12 protein-coding genes and 1 riboswitch are annotated in these 16001 nt (G+C 37.8%); of the genes, 2 read left to right on the top strand and 10 right to left on the bottom strand.

Annotated features, from left to right (window positions below):
• Positions 1 to 135: 135 nt before the first annotated feature.
• From FCJ93_RS21635 to FCJ93_RS21685, 10 genes are all read right to left on the bottom strand, one after another.
• Positions 136 to 1275: a 1-propanol dehydrogenase PduQ gene (locus FCJ93_RS21635; protein ID WP_095312914.1), complete on the bottom strand. Its 1140-nt coding sequence runs from the start codon at positions 1273 to 1275 to the stop codon at positions 136 to 138.
• A gap of 529 nt (positions 1276 to 1804) precedes the next feature.
• A complete protein-coding gene (locus FCJ93_RS21645; RefSeq protein WP_137744707.1) occupies positions 1805 to 3853 on the bottom strand; it encodes a methyl-accepting chemotaxis protein in 2049 nt (682 codons plus the stop codon).
• Positions 3854 to 4333: 480 nt separating this feature from the next.
• A riboswitch (adenosylcobalamin (AdoCbl) riboswitch) is annotated at positions 4334 to 4484 on the bottom strand.
• Between the two features lie 197 nt (positions 4485 to 4681).
• A complete protein-coding gene (locus FCJ93_RS21650; protein WP_095312918.1) occupies positions 4682 to 5806 on the bottom strand; it encodes a 3D domain-containing protein in 1125 nt (374 codons plus the stop codon).
• A gap of 234 nt (positions 5807 to 6040) precedes the next feature.
• Positions 6041 to 7474: a glycoside hydrolase family 1 protein gene (locus FCJ93_RS21655; RefSeq protein WP_095312920.1), complete on the bottom strand. Its 1434-nt coding sequence runs from the start codon at positions 7472 to 7474 to the stop codon at positions 6041 to 6043.
• Positions 7475 to 7514: 40 nt separating this feature from the next.
• Entirely contained in the window at positions 7515 to 8426 is a 912-nt protein-coding gene (locus tag FCJ93_RS21660; protein WP_095312922.1) for an ROK family protein, read from the bottom strand.
• Between the two features lie 73 nt (positions 8427 to 8499).
• Positions 8500 to 9516: a LacI family DNA-binding transcriptional regulator gene (locus tag FCJ93_RS21665; RefSeq protein ID WP_095312924.1), complete on the bottom strand. Its 1017-nt coding sequence runs from the start codon at positions 9514 to 9516 to the stop codon at positions 8500 to 8502.
• Between the two features lie 93 nt (positions 9517 to 9609).
• On the bottom strand, positions 9610 to 10458 hold the full coding sequence (locus FCJ93_RS21670; protein WP_095312926.1) for a carbohydrate ABC transporter permease: 849 nt from the start codon (positions 10456 to 10458) through the stop codon (positions 9610 to 9612).
• Entirely contained in the window at positions 10451 to 11407 is a 957-nt protein-coding gene (locus FCJ93_RS21675; RefSeq protein ID WP_095312991.1) for a carbohydrate ABC transporter permease, read from the bottom strand. The genes FCJ93_RS21670 and FCJ93_RS21675 overlap by 8 nt, the downstream gene beginning before the upstream one ends.
• Positions 11408 to 11692: 285 nt before the next feature.
• Entirely contained in the window at positions 11693 to 12979 is a 1287-nt protein-coding gene (locus FCJ93_RS21680; RefSeq protein ID WP_095312993.1) for an ABC transporter substrate-binding protein, read from the bottom strand.
• A 606-nt stretch (positions 12980 to 13585) separates the two neighbouring features.
• Entirely contained in the window at positions 13586 to 14245 is a 660-nt protein-coding gene (locus tag FCJ93_RS21685) for an OmpA family protein (protein ID WP_095312928.1), read from the bottom strand.
• Between the two features lie 397 nt (positions 14246 to 14642).
• Here FCJ93_RS21685 and FCJ93_RS21690 point away from each other — a divergent pair, with 397 nt between their 5' ends.
• Together FCJ93_RS21690 and FCJ93_RS21695 are read left to right on the top strand one after the other, a co-directional pair.
• Positions 14643 to 15161 (top strand): RNA polymerase sigma factor, encoded by a 519-nt coding sequence (locus FCJ93_RS21690; RefSeq protein WP_137744708.1) that lies wholly within the window; start codon positions 14643 to 14645, stop codon positions 15159 to 15161.
• Positions 15158 to 15973 carry a hypothetical protein gene (locus tag FCJ93_RS21695; protein WP_137744709.1) on the top strand — a complete coding sequence of 272 codons (816 nt, stop codon included), beginning with the start codon at positions 15158 to 15160 and terminating at the stop codon, positions 15971 to 15973. Before FCJ93_RS21690 ends, FCJ93_RS21695 begins: the two co-directional genes overlap by 4 nt.
• Positions 15974 to 16001: the final 28 nt, after the last annotated feature.

Consider the following 16001-nt stretch of genomic DNA (forward strand, 5'->3'; position numbering starts at 1 on the left):
GAAAAAGTTAAACATAACTTTTTTCAAAAGCCCCTTTGCCCTCGAAGTTTAATCAGCACTACCTTGTGCCTTCTCTAATTATTTTATCAAAGCTGGAAACGTTGTCAATCAAATTTTTGTGAATTATTAATGAATTTATTTGATTGATTCAATAATCTTTTCTAAATCTTCTATGGCTGGAATCTTACAATTCGTTTTCGTACAAGCATCGATTAATGCGGCTTCACTAATCACCCTTTTCTCTTTAACAACTTGATCGTAAGTTACACCACATTGCCGAAGTGATGTAGGCATATCGAGCTCTTTTTGTAAAAGGCGTATATGTTGATTTAAATTTTTGACGCCGATTCTACAATTCGTAGAAGAAAGACCCAGTATCTTTGCTAGTTTTGCATATTTTTTCGCAGCATTACTATAATGACGATTTGAAAAATCCTGGATATCAGCATTAAATTCAATCACAGTTGTTAAAAGAAGCGAATTCATTCTACCATGTGGAATATGAAAATGGGCTCCACTAGCATGGGCAATACTATGATTAATACCAAGCCCTGCAATATTAAAGGCGATCCCCGCCAAACAAGAAGCGTGATGCACTTTTTCCCTTGCTTCAAGATCTTCACCATTTTTATATGCCCTTGGTAAATACTCAAAGATTAATTGAATCGCTTTTTCCGCAAAGGCATCTGAAAAATCAGTAGCATTGATGGAGACATAAGCCTCGATACCATGGGTTAAAACATCCATCCCTGTATCTGCTGTTATAGCAGGAGGAACTGATTTCACTAAATTAGGAGCAAGTATTGCCTCTTGCGGTAATAATGAATCAGAAACAATAGGATATTTCAACTGTTTCTCTTGGTCAGTAATGACAGAAAATGATGTTACTTCTGTCCCTGTACCGCTTGTTGTCGGAATCGCAATTAGCTTTGGCTCTGTTTTTAGAATCGATAGTTTTATCGCGAAATCCTTGATGGCCTTTGCAGCATCAATTGTGGAACCGCCTCCGAAGGCGATAATAACACCAGGGTTTAATTCCTCGATTACCTTCACTCCGGAAACTACGGTCTCGATTGGTGGATCGGGTACGATCTCGCTAAAAACCTCAAAATCATTGTTCCTACCTTTCATACGAGCTAACACTTCATCCAACATCCCAGACTTTTCGATAAAAGGATCTGTGATTAAAAAAATATTTTCATTTGTTAGTTGCTCTAGGCGATCGAGAGCATCGTCTCCCATAAATATTTTCGTTGGTAAATAAAATTCCTTCACTTCTGTCTCTCCTTTCTAATCATCAAATGAAAAACACGCAGGGCATCTTCAAAACGATTCAAGTACAAATGATACCTGCTAGGGCTGAGATTTTTCGCAAATTCCTTCGTCATTCTTCAATAAATAAGACCCTTTCTTGACTTATCCCAAAAGTTTGCTCGGGTCCTCCCTGCTTGTGCTTGAGGTAAATACAATAATGGGAAGTAAACCTTCTTTTCTAAACTTGTTAAACGATATTGTAAGTAGAGCGATTTTGGGCTCATGTTCTGAGAACCAAAGCTTCACACGACTTTCATTATGAGTAAAGAGCAACACCAACATATAACAAAGCCAAACAAAAAAAGAGAAGCCTTACAGAAAGATGAACTCATCTTATCTATAAAGCTTCTCTGCTTTTTTCTACACGTCATTGTGTTCAGTTCAAGATTACTACTAAGATTTATTTTTGTCAAAGCTTATCACAAATTCGTAACGATTCCATCTGCATGTATGTTATCATTGTTGTTTTAAGAAGCTTGTCGCTTTAACATTATACTCGGAATTTGCTTATCGCTTCTTGTAATTCTTGGGCCATGCTGCTTAATACCGAGGCGGAAGCGGTGATATCCTCCATTGAAGCGTTCTGCTCTTCCGATGCTGCCGCTACATTCTGAATATTTTCCGCTGATTGTTTGGCAATATCTGATACAGCTTTAATCTCAGAAACCATATTTTGAGTGCTCGCTTGGACTTCATTCAAAATCGCTGAAACTTCCTTTGAATTATTAACAACATTCACGATCATTTGAACAATTTCTTTAAAAGTGTCTCCTGTTTTATAAACAAGTTCTATGCTATCCTGAACGGATTGTTTATTATCATTCATAGCGGAGACGGTTCTTTCTGTCTCATTTTTTATTTCTTGTATAATGTTGAAAATCTCTTTCGTTGCATCACTCGATTGCTCGGCTAGTTTTTTCACTTCATTTGCAACCACTGAAAAACCTTGTCCATGTTCACCGGCTCTTGCTGCTTCAATTGAAGCATTTAACGCCAGTAAATTGGTTTGCTCCGCAATATTTGAAATCATATCAACGATTTGAGTTACCTGGTTTGATTTTTCTCCCAATCTATCTACACTGCTTGCTGTTTCAGTGGTCGCTTGATGAACAAAGTCGATTTGTTTTAATGTATTGGCGACCACCTCACTCCCCGCATTCGCCTTTTTATTTGTTTCCGTTATTAATTTTGTAATTGTGGCAGTTGCATCCAGGGCCTCCTCAATGACATTTGATATTTCATTCGCCCGATTGGTTGAAATCGTTGTATTTTCAACTTGTTGTTCAGATCCTGTTGCTACATCCTGAACAGCCAACGTAATTTGCTCAGTAGCTTTGCTTGACTCCTCAGCGCTGGCAGATAACTGCTCAGAAGTAGCAGCAACCTGCTGGGACTGTAAACTAACTTTTTGAATAATTTCGGCCAAATTATCTTTCATTCGATTTAAATGCGCTGCCATTTGACCAAACTCATCCTGACTATTCGTCGTTAATGTATAACTCAAATCTCCATCTGCAATTTTTTCGGCCATTCCGTTTACATCGTTTATATTTTTTACAATCCATCTACTATAAAACAGAATAATGACAACTACGAGCGCCACTCCTATTAAACTTACAATCATTAAATTTCTAAATAATGAAGACAAAGAAGCGTATAATTCTTTATCTGGAACGACAAGGCCGATTGTCCAATCTGTAAGCGGTTCTTTTTTAAAAAACAGTGAATAATCTCCTGTCTGATCTTTAAAATGGAGAATTCCATCGTCGTTCTCAACTATTTGATTGCCTAATTTTGCAAGCGCTGTGTTCGGATCGTCTTGTATGTTTACTTGCATTGCCTTTTCAGCTTCAAGATCTGCTATATATGTCCCATTCTTATCTATTAAAAAGGAGTAACCGGTTTCCTCTACTTTCGTATCACGAATCATTTTTTGGATTTCACTTAAATCAATGTCGCCTGTAGCCACTCCCATGAAGTTATCCTGATCATCATAAAATGGAGCACTTGCTGTAACCATTGATACATCAACATTCGTATCTAAATATGGACTTGTAAATACAACACTTTGATCAGTATCCTTGACAATCGTGTACCAATCCTGCGCCGTATAATTGAACGCTGGATCACTGTACTCCTGAGTTGTTTTTATAGAACCCTCTTCCCAATAAGCAAATGCTGAGAAATACTCAACGTCATTTTTATATTTGAACGGCTCAAAAAATATTCCACCACCGAACGTTGAATCATTTGACGGAATAGCATTTAATAACATTTCTTCATAGGTGTTTAAAGAGTAATCCTTTGGGGATATTTCAACTTGTCTCGCGATTAACTCTGGTATTTTACTATGTGCTACCAAGCTTTTTCCAATTGTCTCTGTAATACTCTCCAGTTGATTATTCATGCGCTCTTCAATTTGCTGCTCCAGTATATTTTTTGAACTGATATAAGAAAAAACAATTATTGCCCCTAATATGAGTAATAATAACGGCAGAATTAATGATAGAGTACGCATTTTCACACTTTTGAATTTCACTATTTTCCCCACTTTCTAAAAGTCATTTCATCTTCTTTAATCGATGTTTCTTTTTAACTTAAAATCATGGAGTTTTCATTAGGCTTGCCAATCCCCTTATATTACCACCTTCTTTTCGGCTGAACTTTGAGTTCTCCAATTGTGATAGACGGTTTAATAGTTTGGCCCCCTATGCACTATTTCGGTCTAAATTTACCATCATATTAAACAGGCAAATAGACCTATGCCTTTTAGTCTGCAACTAAAGGTAAATGATAATTTGCAATTGCGTGAAAATAAAAAAAAAGAAGCTTTAATAGAAAGAATTTCTTTCCATAAAGCTTCTTTGCTTTGTTTACACGCCATTGTGCCTAACTCAACTTTACAATAAGGGCCCTTTTTCTGTCAATAATTTGACAGCTGGAAGCATCTTCACTTCATACAAACCACAACATTGTGATTTTAAACAAAAAGGCATAGTGAGGTTCTTTTCACTACGCCGTTAACAAAAAGATCCTACCTCGAGATCATTTTGTTTTTTCTACACGATCTTCAGATAAATGACCTGACTTAAGGCTAAACCTTTCACAGTGGCGGGACCGTGTTGGACTTTCACCAACTTCCTTTACCTGAAACCGTTATATTTTTGTTTATATTTTTATACTAACAAATTCATCCATAAAATTCATCTATAATGATCCGTTTTTCGCAAATCATTCATAAATTTTTTCCTCCTCCATTTACACCCATACATCATTGCCGCTCCTGGTTGAAAAATGAACAGTTAATCAAACGGTCATATAAACTAAACGACGAGGGCGCTTTTTCTTAAAACGCCCTCGTCGTTTACTAATTTAATATAGAAATTTTAACTACTTTTCGTCCCCATCTTATTGCTTGAGCATCGTTTGGCATTAATACGTCAATTTTATGACCCTTAATGGCACCTCCCGTATCACCTGCGATCGCTTCACCATAGCCTTCCACCCATACTTTGGAACCGAGTGGAATAACAGAAGGGTCTACAGCGATTAATTTCATATTTGGATTCTTTCTAATATTATACCCCATATACGTTAATCCTGTTTTTGAACTTTCATGACTATAGGCAGTAGCGGTAACATACATGGTATTTTTAACGGTGCTATTTTCCTTTGGCGCCCTACTTTTAGCCTGTGTTTTATTTTGATTAACGACATTAGCTGTCTTAACTGCATTTTGACGTTCTTGTTTTAACTTGTTTTGAGCTTGAGTTAATTGTTTTTGAAAAAGTTCCTTCTCTTTTTCTGCGAGATGGATCTCGTTATTCACCGCATCATATTTTGCTTGAACAGCAGCCAATTCTTGTTGTCTTTTCTGCAAACTGTTATCCAAGGTTGTTTGACTAGCAGCTAATTCGGTATATTGTTTTTCCAATTTTTCTTCTTGTTGATCAATCGCTATTTTTTCTTCTTCAATCTTTGCAAGATCCGCTCTCTGTTGTTCTAGCAAATCTTTATCCGCTCCCAGGATCGTCGTAACTGCTGACACCCGTTCAAATAAATCAGTAATACTCTCAGCATTGAGTAGAATGGCTACAATCGCATTCACCTGATCATTATGCTGCAAAGAAACCAGCCGATCTTCCATTACTTCTTTACGGGTATGTACCTTATCCTGAAGCACAATGATTTCTTCTTTTTTATCTTCAATTATTTGTTTCGTTTTATTTATTTTTTCTTCAAGAGCATTGATCGTTTCAGTCGTCTTTACGATTTCCGTCTCGATGGCTTTCAACTCTTTTTGAACATTTTGCAGTTCAGCCGCTATTTCCTGCTTTTCAACTTTTTTTTCATTTATCTTTTCAGCATTTTGCTGAAGTTTGTTTTGACTAGAAGTGATCATTCCTTGACTTGTTTCTGCATTTGCCACAATACTTGTTGAAAATAAAACTACACTTGTTAGAGCGATGGCTCCCCTTTTTAAGGAATGCATAAGACAACCCCTTCCTAATACATTATTTATAACATAGGAGCAGGGGTATTTTGATTACAATTATATTAAAATAGCGATACAAATCGTTGCAAATATTAAATTTGAATGTTTACGACACTTATTCTTGCAAAAAAAGCCCCGCAAAAATTCATACCATTTTCGCGAGGCACCATTTAAATATTAACAATCCATAAAGTTTACTTTAAATCCTTTCGCAAAAGCGCTTTTCAATCATTATAGCTTGCGCCCATTCGTTTCAATCACTTCTTTATACCAAAAAAAACTGTCCTTTTTAATGCGGCGGAGATCGTGTTCCCCTTCTTCATGTTGATTCACATAAACAAAACCATATCGTTTTTGAAAGCCGTTCAACCAGCTTAGAAGATCAGTAAACGACCATGTACAGTAGCCAAGGACATTGACTCCGTCGGAAATAGCTTCCTGAACGGCTTTTATGTGTACTTGCAAGTAATTGATCCGATAATCATCCTTGACGAGACCCTCTTCCAGCTTATCGTATTCACCTAAGCCGTTCTCGCTAATTAAAATTGGCAATTTATAGCGATTGGCAATCCGTCTCAAAGCAATCCTGAGACCAGTCGGATCAATATTCCAGTCCCAATTCGTCCTTTCTAAATGGGCGTTTTTAACTGTTTTAAAAAGGCCGGGTACCCCGGTATCTTGAGAGGAACCTTTTTTTCCGGTTGTATTCAATTTTCCTTCGGCAATACCATCAAGCGGATTCTGTTCAAAAGTTGTCGTTTGATAATAGTTTACTCCCATGAAATCCGGTTTCCCATCCTTGAGTAATTCGAAATCCCCGTCTTCAACAGATGGTGTTAAACCTTTCTCCTCTAAATACTTCCACGCAACTTGTGGATAGGTGCCCCACGCATACACATCCATCCACCAATGGGCATTTAGTTCCTCAGCATTTTCCGCAGAAAGAATATCATCTGGTTTTGAAGAAGCTGGGTAAGAGGGTGAATAGGCAAAGCTCGGCCCGATCTTGCCATTTGGTACATACTTTCGAAATTCTTTAATAGCACTAGCATTTGCTAGATTGGCATGATGATTCACCTGATAAAAAAGCTTTTCATTTTTTACCCCTGGAGGATGCAGAGCTGTTCTATATCCAAAACTAGTAAAAATATTTTGCTCGTTTAGACTCACCCAATACTTTACTCGGTCGCCAAAATGCTCAAATAAAGTAATCGCATAGTTTGTGAAATCCTGAATAATTTCCCGCGATTCCCAACCGCCATATTCATCCTGCAATGCTTGCGGCAAATCCCAATGATAGAGTGTTAATATAGGTTCGATCTTATTTTTAATAAGCTCATCTATTAAGTTACTGTAAAAATACAAGCCTTTTTCATTTATATCCCCTTTACCTTGAGGATAGATTCGTGTCCAAGCAACAGAAAAGCGATACGCTTTTAATCCCATCTCTGCCATGAGACGCACATCTTCTTTATATCGATGGTAATGGTCCACAGCGATATCACCTGTTGTCCCTTTAAACGTTTTTCCGGGAATACGGACGAATTGATCCCAATTGGATGGCCCTTTTCCGTCTTCATCCCATGCTCCCTCTACTTGATAAGCGGCAGATGCCGAACCCCATAAAAATTCATGCGGAAATGGTTTTAGTCTTTCATGTATCAATTTCTAACACCCCCGTGCTTAAATTTTGATCGTTCACATTTTACTGGTTAGAAAGATTCGCTGTTCTTCGCAAAAAATGATATAGAGCTCCAATTAAATTGGAGTCATTTCCAAATCGGCATGGTTCAACGTGAATATCCAAGCACTCATGATTCGGTTTCATAAGTTTTAACTTTTCATTAATTTGCTCAATAAGCCCTTCACGTTTGCTAATCGCACCACCGATTAAAATTTTTTCCGGGTCAATAATATACTGTAAATTATAAATACCTACAGCCAGGCGCTTCATAAATTTCTCTATTTCATCCTGCACTTCCTGATCGCCTTCATCCGCCATCTTAAATATTTTTCGCCCATCAAGAGCAGCAGGTTCCAGGCCTTTTCGCTTCGCAACTTGGATAATCAGCCCTCCTGTTGCAGCTAACGCACTCCACGACTCCCCGATTGGCTGGTTTAAATAATCTTCAAGCAACATGTATCCAAATTCCCCGCCGAACAGGTTTTTACCATGGCGAATTTTTTGATCGAGGACAAGCGCTCCTCCAATGCCAGTGCCGATGATAATGCAAATATAATCCTTAATCCCCTTTGCAGCGCCAATCCACCCTTCAGCTAACCCTGCGCAATTTGCATCATTTTCTAGCTCAACACGGAGCTGTGTCCGTTCTTGAATCATTTCTTTTATATTGGGTCCATGAATATATTCAATGGCTGTAATTCCTTTAATAAAGCCCGAATCCACATCTACTGCTCCAGGCATGCTTAAAGCAATGCCGCTTATTTCATGGTTTTTTTGAAAATTTTTAACCGTGGAATCGATAATATCAAGAAAGGAATCAAGCCCGTCCTTCGGAGTAGCAACAGAAGATTTCTCTAAAAATGCGCCTGTCTCATCCATTAGAGAGTATTTTATTGCAGAACCTCCCACATCAAAAACTGCAAAATAGTCCACCAAAAAACCTCCTATCACCCCATACAAATCTTGTTGTTAATGTATAATTAAAAGGTTTGAAGCTTTGAACCAATTACCAGAAGGTTTTATTCGTGCCGCATGATTCCCTAACGATGAGTTCAGAGTCAGTAAACACAGGCTTTAATTTTGATTGTCCTTCAATCAAATCATTCAACATATAAGCTGATAATTTACCGATTTTCTCTTTATCCTGTTTAACTGTAGTCAGTTTTGGGGCGCTGTATCGGCAAGCAGCAATATCATCACATCCAACAATTCGGATATCTCTTGGTGTTTGAAGATCAGCTTCTTCAATAGCCCTTAACGCACCCAATGCCATTAAGTCGGATGCAGCAAAAATAGCTTCTGGATAATTCTTTAACTTGAGCATGTTCTTCATGGAGACATAACCGCTCTCTTCTTGGAAATCCCCATATTGAATCCATTCCTCATGAACTTCCAGGCCAAACTGATTCATAGCATCGGTGAATCCTTTCAATCTAAGATTGGAAATAACGGATTCACGCATTCCACCAATATAGCCAATTTTTCTAATGGAATTCAAATAGAAATGCTCTACCACTTTTCTCGATAAATTGACATTATCTGTCATGACATAACTTGCTCTTGGTCCGGTTAATTCGATATCAATCCCAATACAAGGAAAACCGCTTTCTGCGAGCTCATATGTCGCACTCTCTACTTCTTCACCAGCAATGATTAAACAGCCGTCCAAATTAAAATGCTTACATCTTGCTAAATAGCTGCCTTGAAAATGTTCATTGGAAAACATTAACAAATCATAACCTAACAGACCAATATTTTTTTTAAAGGTCGAAATAACTTCATTGAAATACGGATGGGTCATATCTACATTGATCTTACCAGCGTAGATAAGACCAATGAGATTTGACTTCTTTGTTGCCAGTGAACGTGCAGAAAAATTTGGTGCATATCCCATTTCAGTAATAACGGTCATGACCTTTTTCTTTGTTTTTTCACTGATTCCGCCATAGTTATTTATCACTTTTGAAACCGTTGAACGTGATACTCCTGCCATTTTTGCAATATCATCTATCGTTAAACTCATTATGTTATCCCTTCTATTTCCATCTAAATTCTCTCTTAATGTTAGATTACAGGGAGTTTGAAAATGAAACAATAGCAGGGTAGGAAAAATTGGTTATTTTACAGACCCTTCCGTAATACTAGATATAAATAAGCGGTTAAACAGCAAGAAAATAACTAGTAATGGAACAGTTGCCCAGAAAACACCAGATAAAATCATGCCAAAATCAATATTATTGGTATTGCTCAACTGAGCCAACGCTACCTGAATCGTATACATTTCTGGATCCCTTAAAATGGTGAACTGCCATAAGAATTCTCCCCAAACAGCAGTGAAAACGATAATTCCTAAAGTAGCAAATGCCGGTAAGATAATCGGCAAGACAATGCGCCAGTAAATTTTAAAATTGGAGCACCCATCCAATTTCGCCGCTTCAATTAATTCATCTGGAACACCCTCAGCTATATATTGCCTCATGAGAAAAATTCCTAAAGGATTTAAAAAGAATAGAATCATTACTCCTGGTAATGTATCCAAAAGACCCGCATTAGAAATTAAGAAATATTGCGGAATGAGCCCTAGCTGCGGAGGGATAATCATCGTAACTAAAATTGCTACAAAAAGAGCATTTTTGCCTGGGAATTTAAACTTGGCAAACGCAAAACCAGCTAATGAACTAATGAATAGAACGACAATGGTCACCACAGCACAGAGAATAAAAGAATTCCACATTCCGCCAAAGAAGTCAATTTGATTCAGCACCTTTTTAAAGTTTTCAACCATCATATTTCCCGGTGTAAGAGTTGGTGGAATCGAGTTATAAGCGGCGCTCGGCCTTGTCGCCATCACAAACATCCAATAAAAAGGAAATAGCGAAACAAGGGAAGCGAGCGTTAAAAATAAATAGACGAATATTCGGCCGATGGAGAATTTTTTACGTCTTTGATTGTGTTGTTTACTCATCTGCCCCACCTCTCTTTTTCCTTCCAAATCCTTGTGTTAACTTAAGATTGAAAACAGCAAACACGGTGATGATGACCAATAAAATAATGGCGGTTGCTGACGCAGTACCAAAGGACTGCAATCGAAATGCATCTCGATATAAGTACATAACAATCGTCATTGCTTCGTCCCTTGTAAAGGCATCCCTACCTAAAAACACAGTTGGCTCAGAGAATAATTGCATTGCTCCGACCGTTGAAGTAAATACCGTTAAGATGATAAAAGGCTTTAGCATTGGGATCGTAATATAAAAAAGTTGCTGAAATTTATTGGCTCCATCAACTGTCGCTGCCTCGTATAAATCATTGGGAATGCTTTGAATTCCCGCCAGATAGATAATCGTGTTATACCCGACCCAGCGCCAGAAAACCATAATTGAAATGGCAATTTTTGTTCCCCATTCCGATGCTTTCCATGCGATTGGATCAAGTCCAAAGAAGTTGGTCAACACGAAATTGGCCAAGGAGGATTCATGATTACTGAACAGCACACTAAAAATGAGCGCGACCGCAACCATTGAAGTTAGATAAGGCATAAAAATGGTGACACGGAAAAAACTTTTAAACTTAAGAAAAGCCATATTCAATAAATAAGCGAGGACTAGACCAACCACTAATTGCGGAGCAGTGCCCAGTATCCCCATGATAATCGTATTGTAAACCGACTTCCAAAATAGGGGATCCGTTAATACGGTTTGAAAATTAGCCAACCCGTTAAATGTCATTGGACTTAAACCGTTCCATTTCTGGAAGGCCAAGAAAATGCTAAAAAGGGCCGGATATAGACCAATAAGTGTAAAAATAATGAAGAAAGGCGCTATATATAAATATCCAGAAATCATGTCCTTTTTCTCTTCTGACCTGTATTTCTTTCTTTTAAATATAGTTGCTTTCTTACTAATCGAGTTCATTTTCACGCCTCTTTTCTCTTCGCTGTTTTCGTAATGAATATCGTTTTTTGTAAACGTCCGACTTTTTTCTATGATAGAAAGCAAACATTTACACCTGCATATTATTTAGGTACGGCACTTTTCGCCGCCTCGATGCTAGAGCAACCATTACGAAAAAAGCCTTTCTATTTCAACATAGGACAGTCCTTCCAGTTGTGAAGTTGTCAATGTAAAGATGGTCGGCTTACGTCTCAAGCTTTTTTCAAAGGCTTGCATCTGTAAGCCGACCGCTATCATTCTAGTAAATTATCGATTTAATAAATCTTGAGCGCGCTTCACAGCAGCTTCCCATTCTTTTTCTGGATCTGCTCCTTCATTTTGAACGTTCTTAAGAGCATTCAAAATTTCGTTATGAATCGGGAAGTACTTTTCACCTTTATATGGAATGCCTGCAATGTCTTGTGCAGCTTCAGCAAATACAGGCGCTGTTGCTTGCCCGCCGAAAAATTCATCTGCATTTGACTTGAATTCGTCCATATCATATACCGATTGGGCCGATGGGAATAATCCATGGCTTTGGAATGACTTTAATTGATTTTCCGGTGAAACAAGCCATTCAATAAAGTCATAAGCTGCTTGTGCATGTTTCGTTTCCTTTGGAACAGCAATATAAGAGCCACCCCAGTTTGCAGCAAATTCAGTTGGCAATGTCGCAACATTCCACTTCCCAGCAGCATCAGGGGCATTTCCTTCCATCCAACCTTTTAACCAGCCTGCACCAAGCTCTGCCGCAAACTCACCATTATTAACCGCGTTAGCCCACTCCGGACTCCACATTTCAAATTTTCCTACAATTCCGAGATCATTTAAACGAACCGCATAGTCGTATGCTTTTTTAACCTCACTGTCAGCTCCTAAATTCAATTCATTATCAGGAGTTAAATACGCTGTTCCTGCAGCATCTAAGTACGCTCTGAACGCCATTTCGATACTATCAACAAAGGGCTTTCCAGTTTTTTCTTTCACCTGTAAACCGGCTTTCTCGAATTCTTCTGGAGAATTAATGAGAGTAGCTACCTCTTCTGGATCAGTTGGCAAACCGGCTTCTTCAAATAAATCGGTACGATAGTACAATGCTTTCGGTCCAATATCTGTTGGCAAACCAAATAAGAAGTCACCTTCCGTATTTTCTCCACTCTTCCATTTCCAATCCAAATACTGATCCTTCACATCGTTTGCGCCGAGATCATATAAATTCTCGAATCGATCTTGAGCAACCTTAAAACGGTCAAATTGATCAATCTCTAGCATCGCAATATCTGGTGCGCCACTTCCAGCCGATAATGCAGTAAACAATGCATCATGATGATCGGCTGTTTCAGATGATTTTACTTTAATTTTTATGTTCGTATTTTCCTTCTCATATTCCTTTGCCAATTCTTCATACCCAGTCGCACCAAAAGTCCAGAAATCCAACGTAATTTCTTCATCACTATCCTTAGGATCACTTGTTGCATCCTTATTGTTTCCGCTACAAGCTGCTAGAGACAGCGCCAGCAGTGACGAGATTCCAAATATGGCCATTTTCTTCATACTTTTCAAGTTTATGCCCCCTTAAACAATTTAATATTTTTATAGTTTTTATCCTGTAAAGATTTGTTAAAGAAATGAACACCTCCAATATAAAACCATCACATTTTAGGAAACCGGTTTCGTAAAAGACCAAAACTCAACAAGTAATCGCTTACATTTCCATAATAATGGCATATTATTTAAAAATCAACCCTTAAAATTAAATAAATTAACATAAATTATTTGAAAATAAACAATTCAACATCTTTAAATCTCTTAATTACCTTGATAATCATCATTTTTAAAAAGATTTTTTACATTTTTTTATTATTTTAGAAACCGGTTTCCTTGTTATCCCAAAAGAAGCCTCTCACCTAATTAATTACCTGCGAGAAGCCCCTCGATTTACTTTATTGACTTACTCCCTAAGAGAAGTTTGCTGACATTATTCTTTAACTCTAAAAGTGTCCTTGCTTCTAAACCAGTTTTTGAATCGTATGTAATTCTTCATCACTAATTTCGATTACTTCTTCAAACATCTCCACCGATACCCGTGATATCGATGCTATCTCAACGATTATTGAAGAAGAGGACTTGTCAAACTAATTTTTTAGACTTGAAAAGCCATTATTTTTTCTGCAAAGGTTCTACTACAATCTCCACTCTGCGGTTTTTCTCTCTTCCCTCTTCCGTCTCATTCGATGCAATCGGCATTGTCTGGCCCAACCCTTTTGTTTCAATGCTTATTGTTTCCAAATTTACTTTTTTCTCTAAATAGCTTTGCACTTCTCGTGCTCTCTCTTCCGACAACTTTTGATTATATATTTCGTCTCCTTGACTATCAGTATGACCATTTATCCAGACATTGGCACCTTCATACATATTAAGCTCCTCACTTAACTGATCAAGCGTTTCAATGACATCCGATTTTAATTCACTTTTGTCAAAATCAAATAATAGATTGCTCGGAACTTCAATTACGATTTCACTCTCTTCTACCGAAATCGTTACATTTTCATCAAAATTACCCGGAGAAAACGTTCCCGGTTTGAACGTGCCCGGCTCAAAATCGCCTGGTTCAAACGTGCCCGGTTCGAAGTTGCCTGGCTCAAAATTACCCGGCTCGAATGTGCCTGGCTTAAATTGTGAGTCCTCTTCATCCTCCGCAATTTCGTTCACATTATTAGAACCTTCATTATTTTTAGCTGTTTCTTGGTTTTTCTCACTGCAGCCTGTGATCAAGAAAACAGTAAAAACAAGCAAAAAAATAAAATTGAATAATTTCACGTTTATTATTCCTCCTTAATCATAAAAGCTTAGCTATTTTAATTTTACTTTATTTTCTAAAATAAAATTAAATATTCACCCAAAACAGGAAGGAAGTTATGGTAGTGAACAAATTTAATTATAAGAGAATGGGAGAAAAGTTTGATGAACGAAGACAGGAGGGACGATTGGGCAGTGGCTCCTTATATAACTTCTATCATGCCTTTTGCATTTGCTCCAGTTAACTTTGACTCAACCTTTCATTGACAAGCGAGCAGCATCCACTTAGCAAAAGCTGCTATAAAAATTAAAACTCTGCCATCAATTCTCCATAATGACCATTCTAAAAATCTTTGACACAAATTAATATTTCACCCGTCTAATAAGGTGAATTCAATTATAAGGGGACCCTTACTTTATGACAAATGTTAGAGAGACTATTTCAGAATGGTTTTACCTATACAGCAATGATGTCTACAACTTTTTGGTTTACTACACCTGTACAACAGATGTAGAGGATTTAGTGCAAGAGGTTTTTATAAAAGCTGGGCGCGGTCTTCACTCTTACAAGAATCAATCTTCACCCAAAACTTGGCTCTTCACCATTGCCCGAAATACAGCGATAGACGAAGCCAGAAAAAAAGAGACAAAGATTAGCAAAAACAGTACAACATTCGATGAGCGCTTTTGGGAGCAGCAAACAAGCGCTAATCCGGAGCATATCCTTTTAAAAAATGAGGAACAGAAAGAGCTTTATCTCTCCATCTCTAGATTGAAGAGGAAATTTCGAGAGGTGATGATCCTAAGGGGTATTCAAGGATTATCCGTACGGGAGACAGCGCAAATATTAAATTGTAAGGAAACAGAGGTACGCACAAATTATCACCGCGCCATAAAGGCATTGCGGCAGCAAATCAGTGAGGAGGACCTCAAATGAAAAATAACCAAAATAATTTAGAGGATAAGCTTAGTAAATTACCCACTCATAGCATGAGTAAATCAAAACAAGACCGTATGCATCAGCATATCATGAATGCCCTAAACGATGTAGAGGTCCAACAACCGGAAGGGAGACATCCGCTCATGAAAAGGTTACAAATAGGAGTTGCATCAGCAGCGGCAATTGTTTTAATTAGTATATTAGGTTTAAGCTTTGTGATGAATCATGGAGAGCAAATAGGAGAACAAACTCAAACACCTAACGCGAATGAACGGGAAAATCTGCAAGAGCAGGACGAAAAAAATTCGGAGATTACTGAAGAAGAGCAGGTATCCGTTGAAGAAAAAGCAACAGAAATATACGATGCCCTTCGCAACCGAGATATGGATTTATTATCAAGTTTCGTCCATTCAGAAAAAGGGCTGTTCTTATCCCTCTATGACTACATCGAACAGTTTTCCGCTGTTTTTGAAAAAGATGAAGTTCCTGCACTTTTAGAAGATAACACGGAGTATTTTTGGGGCTATGGTGACGCCAATATGGAGCTTAAATATACGCCGACAGGTTACATGGATAGGTACTTAAAACCAGATACTTTCCTTAACTCTGATAATAAAATGTTTGACTCGGAAACACAGCGCAGCGACTTGAACGAACGCATTCAAGCAAAATTCCCTAAAGCAAAAATCGTCGAGTTTTACAAAGAACCCGTGTATGAAGATTGGAAAAGTGTATTTCTAGTATTTGAACCTAATAATGCTTCAAATTGGGAACTCGTCGCGATTATTAGTGCAGAATGGACACCTTAACTAAAGTGAATTTTGTAAAAATAGAGAA

Source organism: Robertmurraya siralis, assembly GCF_005502275.1.
Taxonomy (GTDB): Bacteria; Bacillota; Bacilli; order Bacillales; family Cytobacillaceae; genus Robertmurraya; species Robertmurraya siralis.

Excerpts from the sequence above, each read along its gene's own strand:
- FCJ93_RS21670 (WP_095312926.1), bottom strand. The coding sequence starts at position 10,458 with ATGAGTAAACAACACAATCAAAGACGTAAAAAATTCTCCATCGGCCGA.
- FCJ93_RS21680 (WP_095312993.1), bottom strand. The coding sequence starts at position 12,979 with ATGAAGAAAATGGCCATATTTGGAATCTCGTCACTGCTGGCGCTGTCT.
- FCJ93_RS21695 (WP_137744709.1), top strand. The coding sequence starts at position 15,158 with ATGAAAAATAACCAAAATAATTTAGAGGATAAGCTTAGTAAATTACCC.
- FCJ93_RS21690 (WP_137744708.1), top strand. The coding sequence starts at position 14,643 with ATGACAAATGTTAGAGAGACTATTTCAGAATGGTTTTACCTATACAGC.
- FCJ93_RS21650 (WP_095312918.1), bottom strand. The coding sequence starts at position 5,806 with ATGCATTCCTTAAAAAGGGGAGCCATCGCTCTAACAAGTGTAGTTTTA.
- FCJ93_RS21665 (WP_095312924.1), bottom strand. The coding sequence starts at position 9,516 with ATGAGTTTAACGATAGATGATATTGCAAAAATGGCAGGAGTATCACGT.
- FCJ93_RS21675 (WP_095312991.1), bottom strand. The coding sequence starts at position 11,407 with ATGAACTCGATTAGTAAGAAAGCAACTATATTTAAAAGAAAGAAATAC.